General features: G+C 48.4%; 17 protein-coding genes. 13 read left to right on the top strand and 4 right to left on the bottom strand.

What is annotated here, in order from left to right; all coding sequences use genetic code 11:
- Positions 1-41: 41 nt before the first annotated feature.
- Complete coding sequence (locus tag NZM05_06655) at positions 42-1,427, bottom strand: hypothetical protein (protein MCS7013295.1); 1,386 nt, start codon at positions 1,425-1,427, stop codon at positions 42-44.
- A 6-nt stretch (positions 1,428-1,433) separates the two neighbouring features.
- Entirely contained in the window at positions 1,434-2,006 is a 573-nt protein-coding gene (locus NZM05_06650; GenBank protein MCS7013294.1) for a gamma carbonic anhydrase family protein, read from the bottom strand.
- Between the two features lie 352 nt (positions 2,007-2,358).
- On the opposite strand from NZM05_06650, the gene lptB reads away from it, so the two are divergent.
- The 10 genes from lptB (at position 2,359) to serA (ending at position 14,277) form a co-directional block, all read left to right on the top strand.
- Positions 2,359-3,093, top strand: coding sequence for an LPS export ABC transporter ATP-binding protein (gene lptB / locus NZM05_06645; GenBank protein MCS7013293.1), 735 nt, complete (start codon positions 2,359-2,361; stop codon positions 3,091-3,093).
- Positions 3,094-3,452: 359 nt separating this feature from the next.
- Positions 3,453-6,956, top strand: coding sequence for a SpoIIE family protein phosphatase (locus NZM05_06640; protein MCS7013292.1), 3,504 nt, complete (start codon positions 3,453-3,455; stop codon positions 6,954-6,956).
- A 52-nt stretch (positions 6,957-7,008) separates the two neighbouring features.
- Positions 7,009-7,569 (top strand): SiaB family protein kinase, encoded by a 561-nt coding sequence (locus tag NZM05_06635; GenBank protein ID MCS7013291.1) that lies wholly within the window; start codon positions 7,009-7,011, stop codon positions 7,567-7,569.
- Complete coding sequence (locus NZM05_06630; GenBank protein MCS7013290.1) at positions 7,566-7,940, top strand: DUF1987 domain-containing protein; 375 nt, start codon at positions 7,566-7,568, stop codon at positions 7,938-7,940. The genes NZM05_06635 and NZM05_06630 overlap by 4 nt, the downstream gene beginning before the upstream one ends.
- A gap of 20 nt (positions 7,941-7,960) precedes the next feature.
- Positions 7,961-8,707: a diguanylate cyclase gene (locus NZM05_06625; protein MCS7013289.1), complete on the top strand. Its 747-nt coding sequence runs from the start codon at positions 7,961-7,963 to the stop codon at positions 8,705-8,707.
- 114 nt (positions 8,708-8,821) lie between these two features.
- Complete coding sequence (locus tag NZM05_06620) at positions 8,822-9,535, top strand: hypothetical protein (GenBank protein ID MCS7013288.1); 714 nt, start codon at positions 8,822-8,824, stop codon at positions 9,533-9,535.
- A gap of 3 nt (positions 9,536-9,538) precedes the next feature.
- Entirely contained in the window at positions 9,539-10,792 is a 1,254-nt protein-coding gene (lysA, locus tag NZM05_06615; GenBank protein ID MCS7013287.1) for a diaminopimelate decarboxylase, read from the top strand.
- Entirely contained in the window at positions 10,789-11,712 is a 924-nt protein-coding gene (locus NZM05_06610) for a hypothetical protein (protein MCS7013286.1), read from the top strand. Before lysA ends, NZM05_06610 begins: the two co-directional genes overlap by 4 nt.
- 64 nt (positions 11,713-11,776) lie before the next feature.
- The gene (gene bshB1 / locus NZM05_06605) at positions 11,777-12,502 is read left to right on the top strand and encodes a bacillithiol biosynthesis deacetylase BshB1 (GenBank protein MCS7013285.1); all 726 of its coding nucleotides are present in this window, start codon (positions 11,777-11,779) and stop codon (positions 12,500-12,502) included.
- Positions 12,503-12,696: 194 nt separating this feature from the next.
- The gene (gene serA / locus NZM05_06600; protein ID MCS7013284.1) at positions 12,697-14,277 is read left to right on the top strand and encodes a phosphoglycerate dehydrogenase; all 1,581 of its coding nucleotides are present in this window, start codon (positions 12,697-12,699) and stop codon (positions 14,275-14,277) included.
- 76 nt (positions 14,278-14,353) lie between these two features.
- On the opposite strand, the gene NZM05_06595 is transcribed toward serA, so the two are convergent.
- Positions 14,354-16,825 (bottom strand): PAS domain S-box protein, encoded by a 2,472-nt coding sequence (locus tag NZM05_06595; GenBank protein ID MCS7013283.1) that lies wholly within the window; start codon positions 16,823-16,825, stop codon positions 14,354-14,356.
- A gap of 392 nt (positions 16,826-17,217) precedes the next feature.
- Between NZM05_06595 and NZM05_06590 the strand changes: the two genes are divergently transcribed.
- Positions 17,218-18,669 (top strand): alpha-amylase family glycosyl hydrolase, encoded by a 1,452-nt coding sequence (locus tag NZM05_06590; protein MCS7013282.1) that lies wholly within the window; start codon positions 17,218-17,220, stop codon positions 18,667-18,669.
- A gap of 62 nt (positions 18,670-18,731) precedes the next feature.
- Here the strand turns inward: NZM05_06590 and NZM05_06585 are convergent, their stop codons facing one another.
- Positions 18,732-19,391 (bottom strand): MBL fold metallo-hydrolase, encoded by a 660-nt coding sequence (locus NZM05_06585; GenBank protein ID MCS7013281.1) that lies wholly within the window; start codon positions 19,389-19,391, stop codon positions 18,732-18,734.
- Positions 19,392-19,532: 141 nt separating this feature from the next.
- Between NZM05_06585 and NZM05_06580 the strand changes: the two genes are divergently transcribed.
- On the top strand, positions 19,533-19,988 hold the full coding sequence (locus NZM05_06580; GenBank protein ID MCS7013280.1) for a nuclear transport factor 2 family protein: 456 nt from the start codon (positions 19,533-19,535) through the stop codon (positions 19,986-19,988).
- A gap of 19 nt (positions 19,989-20,007) precedes the next feature.
- Positions 20,008-20,883 carry a hypothetical protein gene (locus NZM05_06575; GenBank protein ID MCS7013279.1) on the top strand — a complete coding sequence of 292 codons (876 nt, stop codon included), beginning with the start codon at positions 20,008-20,010 and terminating at the stop codon, positions 20,881-20,883.
- The last annotated feature ends 19 nt before the right edge of the window (positions 20,884-20,902 follow it).

Genomic DNA, 20,902 nt, shown 5'->3' with positions numbered 1-20,902 from the left:
ATTTGGCTGATTTAGCAGCAGAGCACTGAGGCGGAAGTAGGTTAGAAGCGGTCGCCAAATTGTGTCGGCTTGACATAGTCAGACTCAAAGCGTACGCCAAAGTGATAGCCAAAGGTCTTCACGTGTGGAATGTCTTGCGCCAATTCCTCTACGTCTTCCAAGTCTGTATGCACAGGGTCGCGCGAAACCGTTGTGTCGTGCAGCAGAATTTCGCAGTTTGCAAACCATTGCGGCGAAAGTTTTTCATATTGCTCTTGGTCAATAGAGCCATTTTTCAAGCGTGCTTCCAAAAGTCGGCGTGAGTAGAGCACATCGCCAGAGATGCCGATGGTGCGACCATTGTAACTAAGACGCAGCCCAAAGGTTGGAATCGGATGGTAATTTTCCCGAATGTCAATACAGCAACCGTAGTAGTTTTCCGAGATGTGGCGGTCGGTCAGATCTTTGAAATCAATATGTGCAGAAATGTCGCTGCCAAACACTGGATTGAAAATTGCTTTAAGCTGCGTGTAGATGGGCGGCGTGCTAAGCAATACCAAGCGCTCTTTGCGGTCGATTTTGCGCTGCAAAAGTCCGCTGAAGCCCTCAATATGGTCTTCGTGGCAATGCGTAATCATTACTTCTGTCAAATAGTCAGGGTTGATGCCAAGCTGAGCAGCTTTTTCGTAGCAGCGAGCAGGCGGGTCAATCCAAATCAAGCGGTCAGCAAAGAACACGATAAAATTGCTGGTTACGCCGGGCTTCGTGCCGATGCCATTGCCACCTACAATTAAGCCCAGTCTATTTGGGTCCCACTTGAAAGGCTCGACTTGCGAGAGAAGCATATCTACATAGAGCGCACCCGTCGTCGCACCGCTGCTTACAGGGTATTGCTCACCATCAAAGATCAGTTTGCCCTTGTCGTAGATGCGAACCGCATGGGGATTAGAGGTGTCAATCGTAACATTGCCAAACGAGTAGCCATTGAGCGTGGGTTGCCAATCAAAGACTTCATCGACCCAGCGGCGTGGCACAAACTTCGCTTGCTTGTTGCCAAATTCATCATGCACAAAATCGCCATTCATCGTGATTTCAAGGCGTTGATAGAGCGTTTTGAGGTGCGCTTCCTCACCAATGAATTTCAGACGATGCGGCTTGGCAAAGTCCAAAAAGCGGGCAGTCCAGAGTTCAAATTCATAGCCAGTGTGCGTATCGCCTAATTGATTGACAACTGGGGCACCAACCACTGCAGCAATAGGCAGTTTCTTGAGATGCGGGAAGTAAGTTTTGAAAAGCTCAGGCACGGTGTGAACTTGGATAAGTCCTTCTGAAGTCTCAACCAAGTAAGCACATAGTGCCATTTCAGAGCCGCTGACGCGGAAGATACCATTGCCGTAGGAGAAGAAGTTATTAGAGATGCGTTTAGGCGCCCGAACAGTCTGGTTCATTGTTGCTCAAGGAGTTCTACATTCATTAGTTAAACTAAAAGGCCTTGCAATTTCGAACGAAACGTTGCTCTTGCGATAAGTCTGGACATAGCGCAAGTAGTTTTGAGAAGATTCAACAATCTGGGCGCGTTCCGCATCCGTGAGGGGACGAATGACCTTAGCGGGCACACCAGCTACCAGCATACCAGAGGGCACTACAAAATTCGGCCGCACCACCGCGCCAGCTGCAACCATACTGTATGATTCTACCACGCAGCCATCAAGCAGCACAGCGCCCATCCCAATCAGCGCAAAGTCGTGAACAGTGCAAGCATGGAGCATGGCACGATGACCAATCGTAACATCGTTGCCGATGTAGAGTGGGCCTGTGTCGTGTGTAACGTGAAGCGTGGAGTTGTCTTGGATGTTGGTGCGTGCGCCAATGCGAATGGAACACACATCACCGCGCACCACTGAATTAAACCAAACGCTGCTATCTCGGTCAATGACCACATCTCCCACGACCACTACCCCTTCACACAAGAAGACACTCTCGTGAATGACTGGAAAATGACCGTTGTAAGGTATTAACTTTGGCATCGGCAGTAAACCCAGATGACATCAACCAATACTTGCGCCTCTAAATTTAGCAAGCGTGCAAATCTTGCCCTGTGATTTGGGTCGCTACGCTATGGTGGCGTGCTGCCGAATGTTAAGAATTTTGCACGGGAAAACCTAAACGGAAATTGAGTGTGGCGAATTTGGTGAGGGAACGGTCGGCGAAAAAGAGGAGAGTGGTAAGGCAAAATGCTAATGAGCAGGCAAGGCTGCTTGCAAGAACGAAACGAGTGCCAGCATGCTTAGTAGCAAAAGCAAACAAAGCTCAAACTGTAAGAAATAAATTGCGTAAAACAGCCAGAAAACACAAACAAAGGACTACCGAATTCAGCCAATGGCAAAACTAAGTTCAAAGGGTCTAAGGAAAGTCTATAAAGGACGTGCCGTTGTAAAGGATTCTTCACTGGAAGTGCATCAAGGTGAAGTGGTGGGGCTACTGGGACCAAATGGTGCGGGAAAAACCACCACGTTCTATATGTTCGTGGGCTTCATCAAGCCAGATGGAGGAAAAGTCTTTTTGGACGAGCGAGAGATTACCAAAGAACCGATGTATAAGCGGGCAAGACTGGGCATTGGCTACTTGCCGCAAGAGCCGTCGGTTTTCCGCAAGCTGACGGTCGAAGAAAACATTTTAGGCATTTTGCAATTTTCTTCTCTCTCCAAGAAGGAACAAAAAGAGCGCACTGAGCAGCTATTAGAAGAATTTAACATCGCACACATTCGTCACACACCAGGCTATGCTTTGTCAGGAGGGGAGCGACGTCGCACGGAAATTGCACGTGCCCTTGCAATTGAGCCGAAGTTTATTCTCTTAGATGAACCCTTCGCTGGCGTTGACCCGATTGCGGTTGAAGACATTCAGCGCACCGTTGCAAGTCTCAAACAGCGCAATATCGGCGTGCTGATTACTGACCACAATGTGCACGAGACACTCTCTATTACTGACCGCGCCTACCTAATGTATGACGGCGCAATTCTCAAACAAGGCACGGCGATGCAGCTGGCAGAAGACGAGGAAGCACGGCGGCTCTACTTGGGCGAAAAATTCTCTTTGGATCGTTATCAGTGATTTTATTGCATACCTACAAGCAAAGCTAAGCGACTAAGCACATTGTGCACGCCTCTCTCAAGGTTGAGAAAAGGGCAGCAATGCGGAGAGCTAATACCACAGCTCTCGGGAGAATGCGTCTTAAAAAGTAGTAGTGCTCAGCACCTTAGCCCCAAACCGCAGAAAATCGTTTCTCGGGCGACACACCAATTTTGACCAATTTTTTTGATTGGCAAGGCTTAGCTGTATCCCAGTCCAGTTGTACACACTTTACACTTTCTTAAACTGGGATTTGAGAAAAAATTGCAAATTTTGCTGCATTGACATTTCCTGCTGCACTTCAGGTAACCTCTTCACTCTACAAAACAAAAGGGGGCAAAATGAGACAAGTCTGTCACCTTACCTTGTTTATTGTGTTCTGGGAAGCAGGGTGCACTGCACTGTGGGCACAAGAGCTCAAGCTCAAATTTGAGCAGTTTAGCACGGGACGTGGGCTATCGCAAAGCCGAGTGAATTGCATAGCGCAAGATAAGCGAGGTTTTATCTGGATTGGCACAAACGACGGCCTGAACCGCTTCGATGGCTACACCTTTACCATCTATCGCTACGATGCACAAGACCCCAAGACCATTCCTAGCGACATTATCCAAGCCTTGCATTGCGACCGAAACGGCACGCTCTGGGTCGGCACGCCGAGTGGCTTAGCCAAAAGTGAGAACGGCGGCCTGTCATTCAAAACAATTTTGCCAGATATACGTCGCTCGAACAGCCTTGTAAATGAAGACATTACAGCAATCGGCGAAGACCGCTGGGGTGCGGTATGGATTGGCACACAAAACGGTCTATGCAAGACGATAGATGGCGGCGAGACTTTTCTGAACTTTCAGCACGAAAAACGCAATGCAGAATCATTGCCAGACAATGCTATTACAGCACTTTGCTTCGACAGTCTGGGCACGATGTGGGTGGGCACACGTGGCGGACTGGCACGATCTGACAACGGTGGTGTGTCATTTAAAACTTACAGGCACGACCCAAGCGACAAAAACTCAATCAGCAGCGATACCGTGCTCTCCATTGCAATTGACCGGTTCGGTAATGTGTGGGTTGGCACTGCAAATGGGCTGTGCTACTTTAACCCGAAGACAGAGAAATTTATTACTTACTTTCCGACCTTAGGCGAGCGTATTAAAACTTTTCCAGCAGTGGTTTGCGAGCCGAATTCAAACCGAGTGTGGATTGGCACAGAAAATGGAGGGCTTTGGCTGTTCAATGCAAAAACACGAGACAAAAAGGATTGGCGAAATTACGGTCCTGCCTTAGGCTTGACTGACAACCAGATTCTTGCGCTCTATCACGACCGAGCAGGCTTGCTCTGGATTGGCACAGTAAGCGGCGGTGTCTATCTCTGCAATCCAAGCGGCAGCGCTAAGTTTGAGGCAATTGCAGTCAATCCAAAGCGAGGTGAAAAGCTGGTGGTGCGAAAAGTCTCAGCAATTTGGGAAGAACCTGATGAAACGCTGCTGGTGGGCACAACCGATGGTGGGCTTTATCGTTACTTGCCTGAAGCAAGGGTGTATCGGCGCTTGCAGGTAGGCAAAGATGAAGAGGAGCAAAAAAAGCCTAAAAAACGCACACCTCCAAGAGGCAAGCGAGCTAAGAAAAAAGAAGAACCCGCAACAATCAATCTCGAAACGGCTTACATTACGGCACTACTGCGCGATAAAGCAGGAATGCTATGGATTGGCACAACCAGCGGTTTATGCTTGCAAGCCAAAGAGAAAGGCAGCCTGCGATACTTTTTTCATTACCCCGACAATCCAAGTGGACTTTGCAGCAATGAAATTACGGCACTTTGTGAAGACCGAAAAGGGAATCTTTGGATAGGCACGAAAAATGGTTTGTGTCTGCTAAGTAAAGCCAATAAGCTCGACACAAACAGAGGTGGGAAAATGACGGTCTTCAAAAGTAATCCAAACAAGTCTCAAAGCCTGTCCAGCAATGTGATTAACACCATTTTCGAAAGCCGTGATGGAACAATTTGGATTGGCACAAATGGCGGTGGACTGTGCAAGACCTCAGATGAGGGGAAAACCTTTACACAGATGCTGAATGAACCACAGAACTCAAAGAGTTTATCTTCCAATGTAGTCTGGGCGATTCATCAAGATTCAACAGGGACAATTTGGGTAGGCACAGATGGCGGCGGACTGTGCAAGACAGCAGACGATGGAAAAACTTTCACGGCTTTCCGCGAGCGTGATGGCTTAGCAAGTGACATTGTCTACAGCATCTTGGAGGATAGTGAAGGGTTCTTATGGCTTAAGACGCGCAAAAGCATTACCAAAGTTTTACCTGCTGCGGAGAGCGAAGACGGAATTGCGAAAGCCTTAGCGTTCCGCAATTATGATGCACTCAGTGGGGTGCAGTTTGGGTTAAGAAACACACAGCTGCAGCAATTTGAGCTGCCAGCTAGCCACAAAGGCGCAAGCGGCTACCTTTACTTTGGTGGAATTGGCGTCATTACCAGCTTTTCGCCTGAAGGATTCCGCGAGAAGTCTTACAAGCCACCAATTATTATCACAGGTGTAGCTGTCAAAGAAACCGTTGGCGATACAGAGCGCGATAGCATTATTTCAGCAAGCGAGAAAATTGTGCTGCCTTACAAATACAACAAATTCGCAATTGAATACTCAGCACTGGCATACTACGAACAGAATCGGAATCAATACGCTTACAAGCTCGAGGGATTCGACAAGAACTGGAACTACGCAGGGGCGCGCCGAGAAGCCACCTACACCAACTTAGAGCCCGGCGAGTACACCTTTTATGTGAAAGCAGCAGGCCCCGATGGGGTCTGGGATGAGCAGGGTACAAGCATTAAGCTGGAAATTGTGCCGCCATTTTGGAAAACATTGTGGTTTCAATCACTTACCATCATTCTTGGGGTAGTGGGTGTAGGAGCAATAAGTTATGGTGGCTACAAGCAACGCATAAAAGCAATTGAAGCGCGGAATCGAGAGCTGGAAGCTAAAGTGCGAGAAGCCACGCTCGAGCTGCGTCGAAAAAATGAGGAAATTCAGCGGCAAAAAGATGAGCTGGAGGAAAAAAACCGAAACATTACGGCTAGCATTGAATATGCCAAGACAATTCAGATGGCAATTTTGCCTGACCGAGAGCGGCTGAAGGCACACTTACCCGAGCATTTCATTCTTTACAAACCGCGTGACATTGTCTCGGGCGATTTCTACTGGTTTCATGAAGAAGGGGGAAAAATTATTTTTGCTGTCGCTGATTGCACAGGGCATGGAGTGCCCGGCGCATTTATGTCAGCGATAGGGGAGTCGCTCTTAGGCGAAATTGTAATTGAAAGGCGCATCTTGAGCCCTGCAAGAATTTTGGAGGAATTGCATCGATTGGTGCGCCGAGCCTTAAACCAAACAGATGAGATTGGGGCTAGTCAAGACGGAATGGATGTGGGAATAGTTGTAATGCAGCCAAGTGCAGAGCCTGACAAGTATATCGTTTGTTTTGCGGGGGCGCGTCGCCCACTTTACTATGTGCGACATGGCGAACTTTACGAAATTAAGCCGGATAAATCCTCAATTGGTGGCTGGCAGCGAGAAGCAGAGCGCCGATACACAGAGCATCAACTTGAACTGGAAAGAGGCACTATGCTTTACCTGACCACCGACGGCTATGCGGACCAGCCCGATTCACAGTTGCGCGTGTTTGCAGCAAAGCGCTTGAAAGAACTCCTGAAATTTATTGCCAGTAAGCCTGTTGAAACGCAGCTCCAAATTTTAGAAGAAGAATTGCGGCGTCATCAAGGCAGTGAGCCTCAGCGCGATGACATTACCGTCGTGGGAATCCGAATTGTCTGAAAAAGCCATATCTTCAAAGGCTCTCTGAACTCAAAACCGCTTCGTGCCGCAAATGAATTCATCGCAGTTTGGCATTCAGGAGATTTTCGAGTTCTACCAGCGTATCTCCAGCGCACGCGTGCTAATGACGTTCAAAGGTGCATTTTCGCAGGAATTGCTTGTTCAGCTTGGAGAGCTGGTCAAGCTGCAGCAAGGGCACGATAGCAAGGTGCAGAAAATGTTTTCCGTCTTTGTCGAGATGGCACAAAACATTCTTTACTACTCGGCAGAGAAAGAAGTGCGTGGCGATGGCAAGGAGGTGGGCGTAGGAATAATCGTCATCCGCGAAAATGAAAAAAGTTTTGTAATCACTTCAGGTAATGCGATTGAGCGGGAGAAAGCCGATGAAATCAGGCGGTATTGCCAATCGCTTGTTGAAATGTCGCGCGAAGAGCTGAAAGCACTTCATCAGCAGCGCCGAATGCAAGAGCCGCCCAAAGGTAGCAAAGGTGCAGGCTTAGGGCTAATTGATATGATTCGTAAATCCGATGAAAAAGCGGAGTTTTTGATTACAAACATCAGCGATAAACTGGCCTTCTTCATTCTTAACATCATCATTCACAAAACAGTATGAATCACCTAACGATTGCAGGCACTAAGACGACACCCAGTGTGATGTTCAACGCAGAAACGGGGCAACTGGAAATCTCTGGACAGTCTTACCCAGAGTCCGCTCTGGAATTCTATCAGCCAATTATGGATTGGCTTGATGCATATTTCAAATCAGGACAGGGCGCAACACTCTCGTTCCGCTTGCAATACTTTAACACCAGCTCTTCGAAATGCATCTTGAACATTTTACGCATGTTCGAAAAAGCATACAAAGAGGGTAAAAAGGTAGAAGTAAAGTGGTATCATAACGAAGCCGATGAACAGATGCAAGAGACAGGGGAAGAATTTGCTGAGCACCTAACGCTACCTTTCAAAGTGATTGCATACAAATAACAGTGTTTCTGCTAAATGATATGCCTGAAAAGTCTAAGCAAGCTCGAGACATTGAGGAAATTTTCAAAGCGGAGCTGGATGTGCTAAAACACTCCGAAGCCATACTGGCAGACCAAGAGATTTCGCGAGAAAGGCTCTTTGAGGAGTATCAAAAATTGGCTGACGAGTATCGTCATCTTTTGCGCCAAGCAATGAAAATTACGCGCATTGGCGATAGCACGCAAGAGAAACTGCTTCAAACCCAAGAAGAGCTGGCGGCAGCAAACGCAAAGCTGGAGCACCAAGCCATCACCGATGGGCTAAGTGGTATCTATAATCGACGCTACTTAGACCAGACGCTGGAGAAAATTTTTGATGAAGCACGTCATCACAATCGAGCGCTAGCCGTTGCAATTGGTGATATTGACTTTTTCAAAAAAATTAACGACCGCTTTTCACATCAAGTTGGCGATGAGGTGATCAAAGCCGTTGCCCGCATCTGGCAGTCTTCAGTGCGAGCAGGAGATGTGGTTGCCCGTTACGGCGGTGAGGAGTTTGTGGCGGTCTTTCCTGATACCAGTCTGGAAGAAGCAAAACAGCTTGCTGAACACATTCGCAAGTGTGTCGAGAGCTACGATTGGAAACGCATTCATCCAGACCTCAAGGCTACAATGAGCATTGGTATCTGTGCTGACATAAACTACCCGAATTTCGAGAAGATGCTCTCCGCAGCCGATGAAAAGCTCTATCAAGCGAAACAAAATGGAAGAAATCAAGTGTGTTACTGACGCACAAAAAATTTTCTTTTTCGCTTAGTTTGTTTATTTTGCACGCGTCGCGAAATAAGCGACAGAGCAGAGAGAAACAAGTAACTTAGAAAGGACAAACAAGACACCTTGACAATGAACTACACACGATTACTGGCGTTAATTGAAGATATTAAGCGCATCGGAGCAGAGTGCAGCGAAAGCGAACGCCCATTTGTCTTCAAGATGATAGAAGATGTCCTAAAGAGCGAGATGATGAATGGGATAAAAGAAGCAGCGGCAAAGCCAGAAGTGATGCCAGCCGTGCGCAGAGGGCGACCAAAAAAAAGTGAAGTCGAAATTGCTGCACCGAAAATTAAGCGAAAAAAAAGAGGGCGTAGAAAGGGGAGCAGCGCAGCCGTAGCTGGAAGAAAAGTTGAAATTACGGGAAAGCCAAGTATTGAAAATGTGAGGGCTTTCTTAGAGTCTGCAGCGCTTACCGATGTAAGTGTGCGTTCACTCTTCGCAATTGGCGAAGAAAGTGTCATGCGCCTCTACAATAATGTGGGCGAAGAAAAGAAAGCCAAAGCGCAACTGAACGCCGTGCTGCTTAACTGTCTGGCTGGCGCACTGATTTCTGGACGCTTCTTGGGTAACCTCAAGCAAGTGCGCAGCGATTGCAAAGAGATGGGAATCTACGACAACAACTTCACGAACAATATCAAGCGGCATCCTGAACTGTTCCGATTCTTGGAAAAAAATGTTGTAGAGCTAACCGATGCAGGAAAGCAAGAATTGGTCGAACTCATCAAAATGATGAATGCACAGAGTACGCCCAGTGCGCCAAGCGTTCAACCGCAGCAGGCTTAACCCGTGCAGTTAGATTCACACTTCACCTACAAGAATGAAATTCTTCACTGCGAGGGAATCCCACTGCCCTCGCTGGCGAAGAAGTATGGTACACCGCTCTTTGTAACCAGCAAATCAGCCATTCTAGATAGCTTTCAGCGCTTCGAGAAAGCGTTTGCACCGCTGAATCACTTAACCTGTTACTCGGTCAAAGCAAATTACACGCTCGAGGTCATTCGAGCTTTGGTGGAGATCGGCAGTGGTTTCGATGTAAACTCAGGCGGTGAGCTATTCCGCACGCTAAAGGCGGGAGCAAATCCAGAAAAAATTATTATGGCGGGCGTTGGCAAAACAGCCGATGAAATTGAGTATGCATTGCAGAGCCGCATCTTAATGCTGAAAGCTGAATCTCTCTCGGAGGTGCGTCGCATAAATACCATTGCAAAAAAGCTGAAGCGAATTGCGCCCGTTGCACTGCGCATCACGCCTAATATCACAGCTGAGACTCACCCCTACATTACCACTGGCAATCACGAGCAAAAGTTTGGCATTGATGAAGCACTGGCTGAAGAAGTGCTATGTGAAATTAAGTCGCTCAAACATCTGCGAATCTTAGGCTTAGATATGCACATTGGCTCGCAGATTCAAGATCCGAAGTATTACTATGATGCTGCGCTCAAGCTAATTCATATCAAGTCGCTTTGTGAGACGATGGGCATTGAAGTGGAGCATCTGGATATTGGCGGCGGATTCCCTGTTACCTATTCGCAAGAGAAGAAGGCAACGCCGATTGAGGAATTTGCAAAGGTATTGGTGCCACTCCTGAAAAGCACAGGTGCAAAGATACTTCTAGAGCCTGGGCGCTATATGGTGGCAAATGCAAGCGTGTTGCTCTCGGAGGTGCTCTATATCAAAGAAAATCATAACAAAAAGAAGTTCATCATTGTCGATGCGGCAATGAATGACTTAATTCGCCCTGCGCTCTACGGTGCTCACCACGAGATTATTCCAGTGGTAAAGAGAGGAGCAAAGAAACTCACCGCCGATATCGTTGGGCCAGTGTGCGAGACAGGGGATTTCTTCGCACGTGAGCGTACGATTGCCGCAGTAGAAGAGGGAGACCTTGTAGCGATTCTTTCCGCTGGAGCATATAGCACCGTGATGGCAAGCAACTACAATGCAAGGCCGCGTGCCGCAGAGGTAATGGTGTGCAAAGGCACGGCGAAAGTCATTCGCCGACGTGAAACCTATGAGCAGATGGTTGCAAATGAAGAATGAAATTAGCATTTCTTTTCCTCGATGGCGTAGGGTTAGCACCAAGAACTCAAACCAACCCATTTGCACAAACATCGCAGCCTACTATTAAGAAAATTCTCGGCAGAGAGCTTCTACTGGAAGAAGCTACAGTGCAAACGCCGCGTTGCGTCCTAATCCCGATTTCTGCATCAATGGGCGTAGAGGGTGCAGGACAGAGCGGCACAGGACAATTTTCACTCTATACCTCACTCAACGGCGCAAAAATTTTTGGCAAGCACTTTGGACCATTTCTGCCGACGCCACTTCGCCCACTGTTAGCAGAAATGAATCTCTTAAAGGCGCTTAAAGCAAGAGGGAAAAATATCTGCTATGCAAATGCATACCCACACGCCTTCATCGAGCGATGCAAGGCGCTCCGTGCTCTGGGAAAAATTCGTAGCTCTGTTTTGTTTGAAATTGCGCTGCAGGAGCAAATCGAAGTGCGTAGCCTTGAGCACCTGATGCGACAAGAAGCCATCTCAGGTGACATCATCAATGCATGGTGGAAAGAAAATAATGCGCAAGCGTCCCAGTTAGTGGTGGTGTCGCCAGAAGACAGTGCGAGAAATTTTGTGCGCCTGTTGCAGCAATACGATGCGGTATTCTATGAGTTTTTTCTCACTGACCTTGTCGGACATCGCCGCTTAATGATTGAGCCGTCGCAACTACTGCATCTCTTAGATGCTTTTTTGGGAGAGATTTTGCAGAGGGTGGATTCAGAGACGCTCCTTGTGCTCACTAGCGACCATGGTAACTTTGAGGATATGACAACGGATCAACACACGCACAACCCCGTGCCACTCTTGGCATTTGGGAAAGGGGCGCATTTCTTCTATGGGCTTCGCTCACTCGATGAAGTCGCAAAAACAATTCTGAAAGCATTTGATTGTTTGGATAGTTAGGGAGAAAGTATCAAGAGAATAAATAAAAAAGCAGTATGCACATACCCAAATTCAATAGCCTAAGATGACTGAGCCCATCTATGCTTTAGCTTTTGGGGCACACCCTGATGATGTTGAAATCAGTTGTGCCGCAACAATGTTGAAGCTGCATCGTGAAGGCAAATCGGTAGTGGTTTGCGACCTCACTGAAGGTGAAATGGGCACGCGCGGTTCGAGAAAACAACGGCGCAAAGAAGCTCATGCCGCTGCGCAGATATTAGGCTACAGAGAGCGCATTAATCTGAACTTAGGCGATACGCGTTTTCTGAATTCACGCGAAAACCTCTTGAAACTAATTGCCGTAATTCGTCGCTACAGACCGACGGTCGTATTTGCGCCCCAACCTGTGGAGCGACACCCTGACCACGAGCGAGCAGCAAAACTGGTTGCCGATGCCTGCTTCTATGCTGGCTTGCTCAAAATTAAGACCAAAGAAAGCGGCAAAGTGCAGGCACGCCACCGACCAAAATTTCTCTTTCATTACCTCCAAGACCGGTTCACACTGCCAAGTTTTATTGTCGATGTCTCCGAGACGTTTGAGGAGTCGCGTCAAGGTGTCTTAGCATTTAAGTCGCAGTTTTTTAATCCTGCCTCGAAGGAGCCAGAGACGCATATTTCGCGAAAAGAATTTTTAGAAAGCTTGGAGGCACGCGCAAAATACTTTGGCGAGCTAATCGGGGCACGCTACGGCGAAGGGTTTCTCTATGGGAACATTCTCCCTGTTCGATGCTTTTCCGCTGTGTTTGCTTGAAGGGGGAGTTGCCGCATTTCAGCACGGTTTTGCTAGCAAGACAGCCCTAAACTCTCCTTTCCTTAAGCGTGAGGCGAGCGGTTTTGTGCAAATGCGCTGCAATAGTGCGTAGGTTCAGCGCGCCTGTCATAGCTCTCCGCAACTACGCAAGCATTTCGTATCTTTGCGCTTTCTTGACGAAAAAATGAACCTCTATGAGAACACTCATCTTAGACAACATTGAAAAAACCTGTGGCGAGCGCTTGCGCCAGAATGGCTTTGAAGTCGTTGAGAAGCAAAAGCTTTCCAAAGACGAGCTGAAAGCCGAGATTAAAAACTATGAAGTAGTCTTGGTGCGCAGCGCTACCAAACTAACGGCTGACATCTTAGCCTGTGCAGATTCACTCAAACTAATTGGGCGAGCAGGTGCAGGTGTCGATAACATTGATATTGATGCGGCAACACGAAAAGGCGTAATTGTGATGAATACGCCGGGTGGAAATACTATTTCAGCGGCAGAACATACCTGTGCGATGCTGCTGGCTGTAGCAAGGCTGCTCCCGCAAGCGCATGCCGAACTCAAGCAAGGTATCTGGGACAAAAAGAAATGGATGGGACGAGAGCTAGAAGGCAAAACATTGGGCATTTTAGGGCTGGGCAAAATCGGACGAGAGGTGGCAAAGCGAATGCAAGCCTTCGGAATGCGCATTGTAGCATTCGACCCAATGGTCGCTGAGGAGTTTGCCGCAAAGCTGGGTATTACGCTGCTCCCAATGGAAGAACTTTTTCGTGAATCCGATTTTATCACCATTCATACGCCATACAGTGAAGCGACACGCAATTTGCTGTCGGCAAAGGCTTTTGGGCTAATGAAAACAGGGGTGCGCATCGTCAATTGTGCACGTGGCGGCATTGTCAATGAGCACGACTTAGTAGAAGCAGTGCAGTCTGGCAAAGTGGCCGCAGCGGCCTTAGATGTCTTCGAGACCGAACCCATTCCACCTGACCACCCACTTTTAAGGCTGGAGAATGTGATTGTTACGCCGCACATTGCAGCCTCCACAGTGGAAGCACAAGAAAAAGTGGCTTTGCAAATCGCTGAACAGGTCATTCGCTGGAAAGAAACAGGTGAGCTAATTGGTGCAGTCAATGCGACGACGGTAGAACTGGCGCAGAAAACAGAAGTCAAAGCATATCTTGTGCTGGCAGAAAAATTGGGCGCAATGGTAGCGCAGCTCTTAGACGGCACGCCCAAGTCAATGGCGATCACAGTATATGGTGATTTCCTCTGCAAGTTCTCTGAAGCAATTTCCGCCGCAGCGCTCAAAGGGGTGCTGGACGAAATTCAGCACAGAGAAATCAACTATATCAATGTGTTCGCTATGGCGCACGACCTGAACCTGCAAGTGCACCAGCATCGCGAAAAAGAGCATACTGATTACCAAAACTTGGTGGTCGTCGAATACGAAACCACCGAAGGCAAAAAGCGACTGGGCGGTATCGCATTGGGAGCAAAAGATTTGCGCGTGGTAATGTATGACCACTTCATTTGCGAGTTCAAGCCCGAAGGCTATATCCTGATTTACATCAATGATGACAAGCCCGGCGTGATGGCGCGAGTAGGAGCGCGGTTGCTGCGCGCCAGCATCAACATCGCCAATATCTCGCTTTCACGCAATGAGGAAAAAACCAAAGCGCTAACGGTAATCTGCCTCGACGAAGGACTGTCGCAAGCAACGCTAAAACGCATTGCAGAAGTTGAAGGTGTCTATTCGCCACGCCTTATCAAGGTGTAACGCAACGCAGAAAAATAATGCGCCTGTAAAACGAGCCACGCACATCTACGCCGCAGTGCACTAAATCCACAAGGTCTTACTTGAGTTGGCTTCGTGCTGCCAAGAGTTCAAGCACCGCAGCTGTCAGCTCATCAATGTCGTAGGGTTTGGTGATAATGCGATGCACGCCTTTTTCTTGCAAACGGCTGAGAACCTCTTCATTGGCACATCCTGTGAGGATTATCACGGGCGGTAAGTCAGGGTATTTCAGAAGCTCGTCATACACTGCTTCGCCATCCATCTGAGGCATATTCATATCGAGCAAGATAAGGTCAAATTGTCCGTGGTGTGCGTTGAACTGGTGAAGTCCGTCTTCGCCATTGGTGCCAATGACAACTTCAATGCCAAGTTCGGTAAAGACCTCAGAGAGCATCTCGCGCAGCATCTCTTCGTCTTCAATCACAAGAATCTTATGCTTTTTCTCTGCCATAGTAAGTTTAGGCTGAAAATGGTGAATGGTAGTGGTTGGCGCAGCAGGCTCCTCATCAGCCGCAAGGTCAGTAGGAAAGTAAAGATGAAAAGTTGTGCCAGTGCCAAGTGCAGTTTCAACGGCAATACTGCCGTGATGACTCTTCATTATGCCATAGGCCATTGAAAGCCCTAAGCCTGTGCCTTTGCCTACTTCTTTGGTCGTAAAGAATGGGTCAAAAATGCGCGGCAATACCTCCTCTGGAATACCTGTGCCTGTGTCGGAGATGGAAAAACGAATGTATTTGCGTGAAGGTGAAAGCTCCCATTTCCTTGCATCTGCATCGGTGGGAACATAAAGGGCAGCATGAATACGAATTTCGCCTTTCTTTCGTTCTTTGAGCGTAGCTTGAATTGCATCGACCGCATTAACCAGCACATTGAGAAAAACTTGCTCAATTTGATTTTGGTCGCCAACGATAGGGGGCAAGTGTGGCGCAAAGTGCGTAGAGATATGAATGCGCCGGTCAATAGTGTGAGAAAGAATGTCCAGCACACGCTCCATTGCGTGCACGCCGTTGAAGGCAACAGATTGATATTTGCCCTTGCGGGCAAAACCAAGCAACTGTGAGGTCAATTTTGCCGCACGGTGTGCAGCAGATTCAATGCGGCGTAGCGGAATTTGCAGGTATTCATCGCTCGGATCGGTGCGGCGGTAGAGTAACTTTACGTTGCCCAAGATGCCACCCAAAAGATTGTTAAAATCGTGTGCAATACCGCTTGCCAGCGTGCCAATTGCTTCCATCTTTTGCGATTGCATCAAAGCCTCCTCTGCTTCCTTAAGTCGCTTGGCAGCACGCTTGCGTTCCGTGATGTCTTCAACTGTGGTAACCTTAAATCGCCGACCATCTTCACGAACAAGAAGCCTGGCATTCACATAAATGTCTAGCAAGCGTCCATCTTTGTGCAAAAGTCGCCACTCGCCAGAGGAGTGTGGGTCGCCAGCAATGAAAGCAGAGTGAGTGTTGCTGGCTTTGAGCTTATCCTCGTCAGGGATAACAAGGCTAAAGTGTTTGCCAAGTAGCTCTTCTTCGCTATATCCATATGTGCGGCAATAAGCAGGATTGACAAGCACATACCGCCCCTCTTCATCGGTTACGCAAATGCCGATTGCTGCCGTATCAATAATGGACTCCAAGAGTGCTTTACTTTCTCTGAGCGACTTTTCCAGTTGCTTTCGCTCTGTGATGTTCTGCGCAGTGCCAAAAAGTTTGGTCGGTCGACCAGTTTCATCACGCTCAACTTCACCTGCACCAATGTAGCAAAACGTGCGCCCAGAGTGGTGAGCTTCCAGCTCGAGCCGATAAGGTTCGCCAGTTTGAATGGCACGCTCAACCGCTTGACGAAGACGAGCGGCACTATCAGGCAGATGTGCAGCTAAAAATCGCTCGTAGTCTGGCTCGCCAGACTCGGGCGACAAACCAAACCACTCGAAAATAACAGGCGACCACGAGATTTTCCCAGTGCGCAAATCATACTCCCAAAAGCCGACTTGTGAGAGCTGCTGCAGCTCTAACAACTTTTTCTGAACTTGCAAAAGCTCTTTCTGAAGTGCGGCATGTTCTTGCAATAATTCCGTAATGTCTTCAAAGAGAAAAAGAAAATAAGTGGCATTGCCATCTCTAAGAGCAGCAGCAGTGCAACTGACCCAGCGCTCAATCCCTGTGTGAGAAAGAAGAGCAGTGCGCAGCTTGCAAGGCGAAGCTGCAGTATGAAGTTGAGCAAGTAAGGTATCCAGCTGCTCAGGATTTTTCCAGAAACCTAATTCAGGGAGCGAGTTGCCTAAAAGTGCATCTCGGCTGAAACCGATAAGGGTGCAAAAGGCATCATTGAGGTCAAGGACTAAGGCGGTTTCAGCATGCAAAAGTAGAGCGGGCTGAGGATAGGCTTGCAGGGAAAAGAGCTGAGGTACGGACATGCTGGCATGAGGTGGTGCACTGGTGGAGCGACGTCGATAGGTAGATGCCGACTTTGAAGAGCGAGTTTGATGTGGATTATCTCCTGATGGATGCGCGGCAGACGAACGTGATGACTTCTTCATTGCTTAATACTTAGTGATGTGAGTATATGCCAATTCAAAAATATAGTAATCACCATCGTAACCCCAAACAAGCTTTGACTAAGGCAAAGAAACGCCGAGCAGAAGTGGAAAGCATCTGTGCGTAGTACGGTAATGCAAAATATGGCGCCAACGTTCCACATTAGAATAGGGCGTAACAACTCACCCGATAAGACACACAGATTCCGTAATTTTCATAGCGCCGTAGGAGCCATGTGTGCGCTAACAATGTGGATTGGATAGGTAGGGTGCAGCTCAAAACGGCTCTTTTTCGGAAGGAGGAGGAGTCAGAGGCGAAGTCTAAGAAGGCGTTGCGTCTGGATGGCTTCCGAGCACCAGAGTAGCGGAAGTCGCAATTGAGCAGATTTTTAGGAATGGCAGGCTTAAACAAGTATCCGCTCATCTACGAGCTAAACACACGGGTGTGGCTTCGGGAACTTAGCACCAAAGCAGGGCGTGCGCTTACGCTGGCTGAGGTGCCCGAAGTGGAATTTCAAAAGTGGCAAAATTGGGGCGTGAGAGTACTGTGGCTAATGGGCATCTGGGAAGAAAGTCCCAAAGCCAGAATGATGGCGCGCACGCATTCGGAACTGTGGCGAGCATACCAGCGTGCTTTGCCAGATGTAGGTGAACGAGATATTGTGGCTTCACCCTACGCCATTGCGCGCTACAGTGTGTCAACTGATTTAGGCGGAGAAGCAGCCTTAGCAAAGTTTCGGCATCGCCTCAGTGAGCACGGTATCCGACTGATGTTAGACTTTGTGCCGAATCATCTGGCACTGGACTGCGAGTGGATTGAAACGCACCCCGAATTCTTCATCTCCGTGCCCGCGCACATTGCAGAAAAAATGCCTGATGACTTTGTAGAACACGGTGGACTTTACTATGCCTGTGGCAAAGACCCCTATTTTCCAGCGTGGACAGATACGCTGCAACTGAACTACGCTAATCCTGCTGTGCATGAGGCAATGTGCAGAGTGCTGCGCAAAGTGGCTAATTTGTGCGATGGTGTGCGCTGCAGTATGGCAATGCTGGTCCTGAAAGATACCTTCAATCACACATGGGGGCACTTCGGATTGGAAATGAAAGAAGAGTTTTGGCAGAAAGCAATTTGTGCAGTTAAAGAAAACTTCCCCCACTTTCTTTTCGTGGCAGAAGCCTACTGGGACACAGAATGGGCACTCCAGCAACAGGGGTTTGATTTTGTTTATGACAAACGGCTCTACGACCGCATTCGCAGCCGAGACATTGAGGGCATCAAGGCACATCTGCGTGGAGCGGTGCGGTATCAACAGAAGCTCATTCGTTTCATTGAAAATCACAACGAAGAGCGGGCAGCACAAGCATTTGGCGCCAACCATCGTGCAGCTGCGCTGCTCACCTACACGGCAATCGGGGCACATCTTTTGCACGAAGGTGAACACGATGGACTGCGCACCAGATTGCCTGTTCAGCTTATCCGACGTCCAAATGAAGAAGTTGACTTCAGCACAGTCGATTTTTATCATCGCTTGATGCGGCTGTGCCAAAATGCCTCTATCACTAACGGCGATTTTCATGTGCTGTCAGGCTACAGCGATGCGGGCATCATCGCCTTTGAAAGGCAGAGTGGCGGACATACAGGGCATACGCTGACTTTTGTCAACCTAACCGCAGAACCGTGTGAAAGCTACTTCCCAACCATAGCGCTCAATCACATTCAGGATTACGAACACATTGAAGTCTTCGTAACTGACCCAAGAAAAAGCCCGCAGTTTGAGTTGTGGCAAGGAGGTGTCTCAGTGCGGTTGCGTCCGCACGAGGGACTGGTGTTTGTGGTGCGTTAGGGTTTGAGCTGTCCCATCAAAGCAGATTCGGGTAAAGCAAACGGTGGTGGCGCTCCATCACATTAGTGAAAAGACGGAACCAGTTGACGCACAAACGGATTGAGCTGCCGTTCTCGACCAATGGTGGTGGGTTCGCCGTGCCCGGGATAAACTTTGGTGTCAGCAGGTAAGCGCAAAAGCCGCTCAAGCGATTGAACCAGTTGCTCGAGATTGCCGTCAATAAAGTCCCAGCGACCAACAGAGTCTCGAAAGAGGGTATCACCTGAAAAGAGCACTTTGTGCGTAGGTTCATAAAGGCAAACACCCCCCAAGGTATGCCCAGGCGTGTAGATGACCTCAAACTGCAAAGTGCCAACTGTAATGCGGTCGCCATCGTGCAAATGCGCACTAGCCTCAGTGGGTATGATAGAAAAAGGAATAGGGAAAGGCTCTTTGTAAGGCTCCTTCAGCCGCCACTCGTCGCTGGGGTGAATGTAGATAGGCGCTTGGGTAGCTTGCTGCAATGGATAGTTGTCAGCGGTATGGTCAAAGTGACCATGCGTGTTTAAAATTTTTTGGATGCGGAATCCGCGCCGTTGAGCTTCGCTAAGAATAAGTGGCGTCGAGCCGTAAGAACAGTCAATCACGCAAGCAGTCGCAAAACCATCTTCTCCCATCCGGCCGTCACTAACCAAATAAGCAAGGGTGTAGAGCGGTCCGCACTCAAAGCCTTTGATAAACATCGTGAAGCTTGAGGATGTTTTTTTCTAACGCATAAGGTCGACCAACCGAGTTCGGCACTCTTCGGCGTAGCAATGCCTTTAATTTGGTATGCAAATTTAGCATACTAATCCCTATCTTCGCTGGCTAAAATTTGAAACCCGATGAAACAGTTTGCAATACTGAGTGTGTTCATTGCGCTCTATTCGCTGGCGATGGCGCAAACGGGCGATAGGGAAACAGGTGACAGAGAGGCAATCTTAGCCGTGCTAAATGCGCAAGTTGCAGATTGGAACAGAGGGGATATACGCGGCTTTATGCAAGGCTACAAGCGCTCTGACTCAACAAGGTTTATTTCCTCCAAAGGAATTGAGCAAGGCTACGAGAAAATTTTGCAGCGGTATCTGCGAGCCTACCCTGACCAAGCTGCAATGGGCAGTCTGAGGTTTGAGGGGCTACAGGTGAAACTGCTCTCTGAGCGATACGCAATTGTGAACGGTCAATTCATTCTGGTGCGCAGAACTGTGGCAGGTGAGGCACAAACGCTAAGTGGTTACTTTACCTTGCTATTTGAAAAAACCGCAGAAGGCTGGAAAATCGTGTTAGACCACACTTCCTAAACTCACTCAAGATTGCGCTTTGAGAAGGTCGCTGCAACAAATAGTGGGGCTGGCTTTTGCATTTTCCATTTTAGCTGCCAACACCCTTGCAGCACGGCCCCTCGATACCTTAGACCGAAAGACCATTCGCGATACACTTTACATCTACGAAGTTGAGGACAAGAAAGAAGGTGAGAAAGTCTTGCACGCCGAGCCGCTGTTTATTGACCTGATTCGAGACCTAGGCGCTCGGCAGGGAGAAGCTGAGTGGAACATCGGTTTTGGGCTAACAGATAGGCTGGATTACGACAAATACCTGATGCTAATTGAGTATGAGTTTGCACCGTTCTATCACTTGGGCATGGAGTTTGAAATCCCTGTTACGCTATACTCAGCGCGAGCCGATATTGTAGCCCCCTCAAACCGCATCGAGTCGCTAAAAGCAGCTATGCAATGGAGCTTTTTCGTCTCAGAAGAAATCTCTACCTCGATGGCACTGGGCTACATCAATGAGCTGGAGCTCAGCGACCTTGATATCATTCACAGAGGACCGATTTTCAAAAGCAATCTCTACAACCCCTTCTTTATTGCCGCAAAGCGGTGGGGAAATAATTTTCACACAATGGTCTATGCAGGCATAAGAATTGAGCAGCCGTTTTTCAAAGCTGTGCCAGTTAGCGTGGAGTATGAGTGGCATACGAACATTCACTATATGATTCGTGGGACACGCAATTTCATCGGGCTGGAGATAAACAAATACTTCGATGGAGAGCGTTTTAATGCAGTGTTCCGACCACAAATGCGCTTAGGCATTGCTGACAATGTGCTTATCGGTATTGTAGTAGGGCTGCCGCTTGTGCGCAGTAGTGAGCGACTCAGCATTTTCTTCCGCTTGATTTACGAGCCGCCACACTAAGCACAGAGCAGAGTGCAAA

It is taken from the genome of Chloroherpetonaceae bacterium (assembly GCA_025056565.1).
GTDB lineage: Bacteria > Bacteroidota > Chlorobiia > Chlorobiales > Thermochlorobacteraceae > Thermochlorobacter.
Note: the sequence above shows the minus strand (reverse complement) of the source record. Positions and strands in the feature narration are given on the sequence as shown.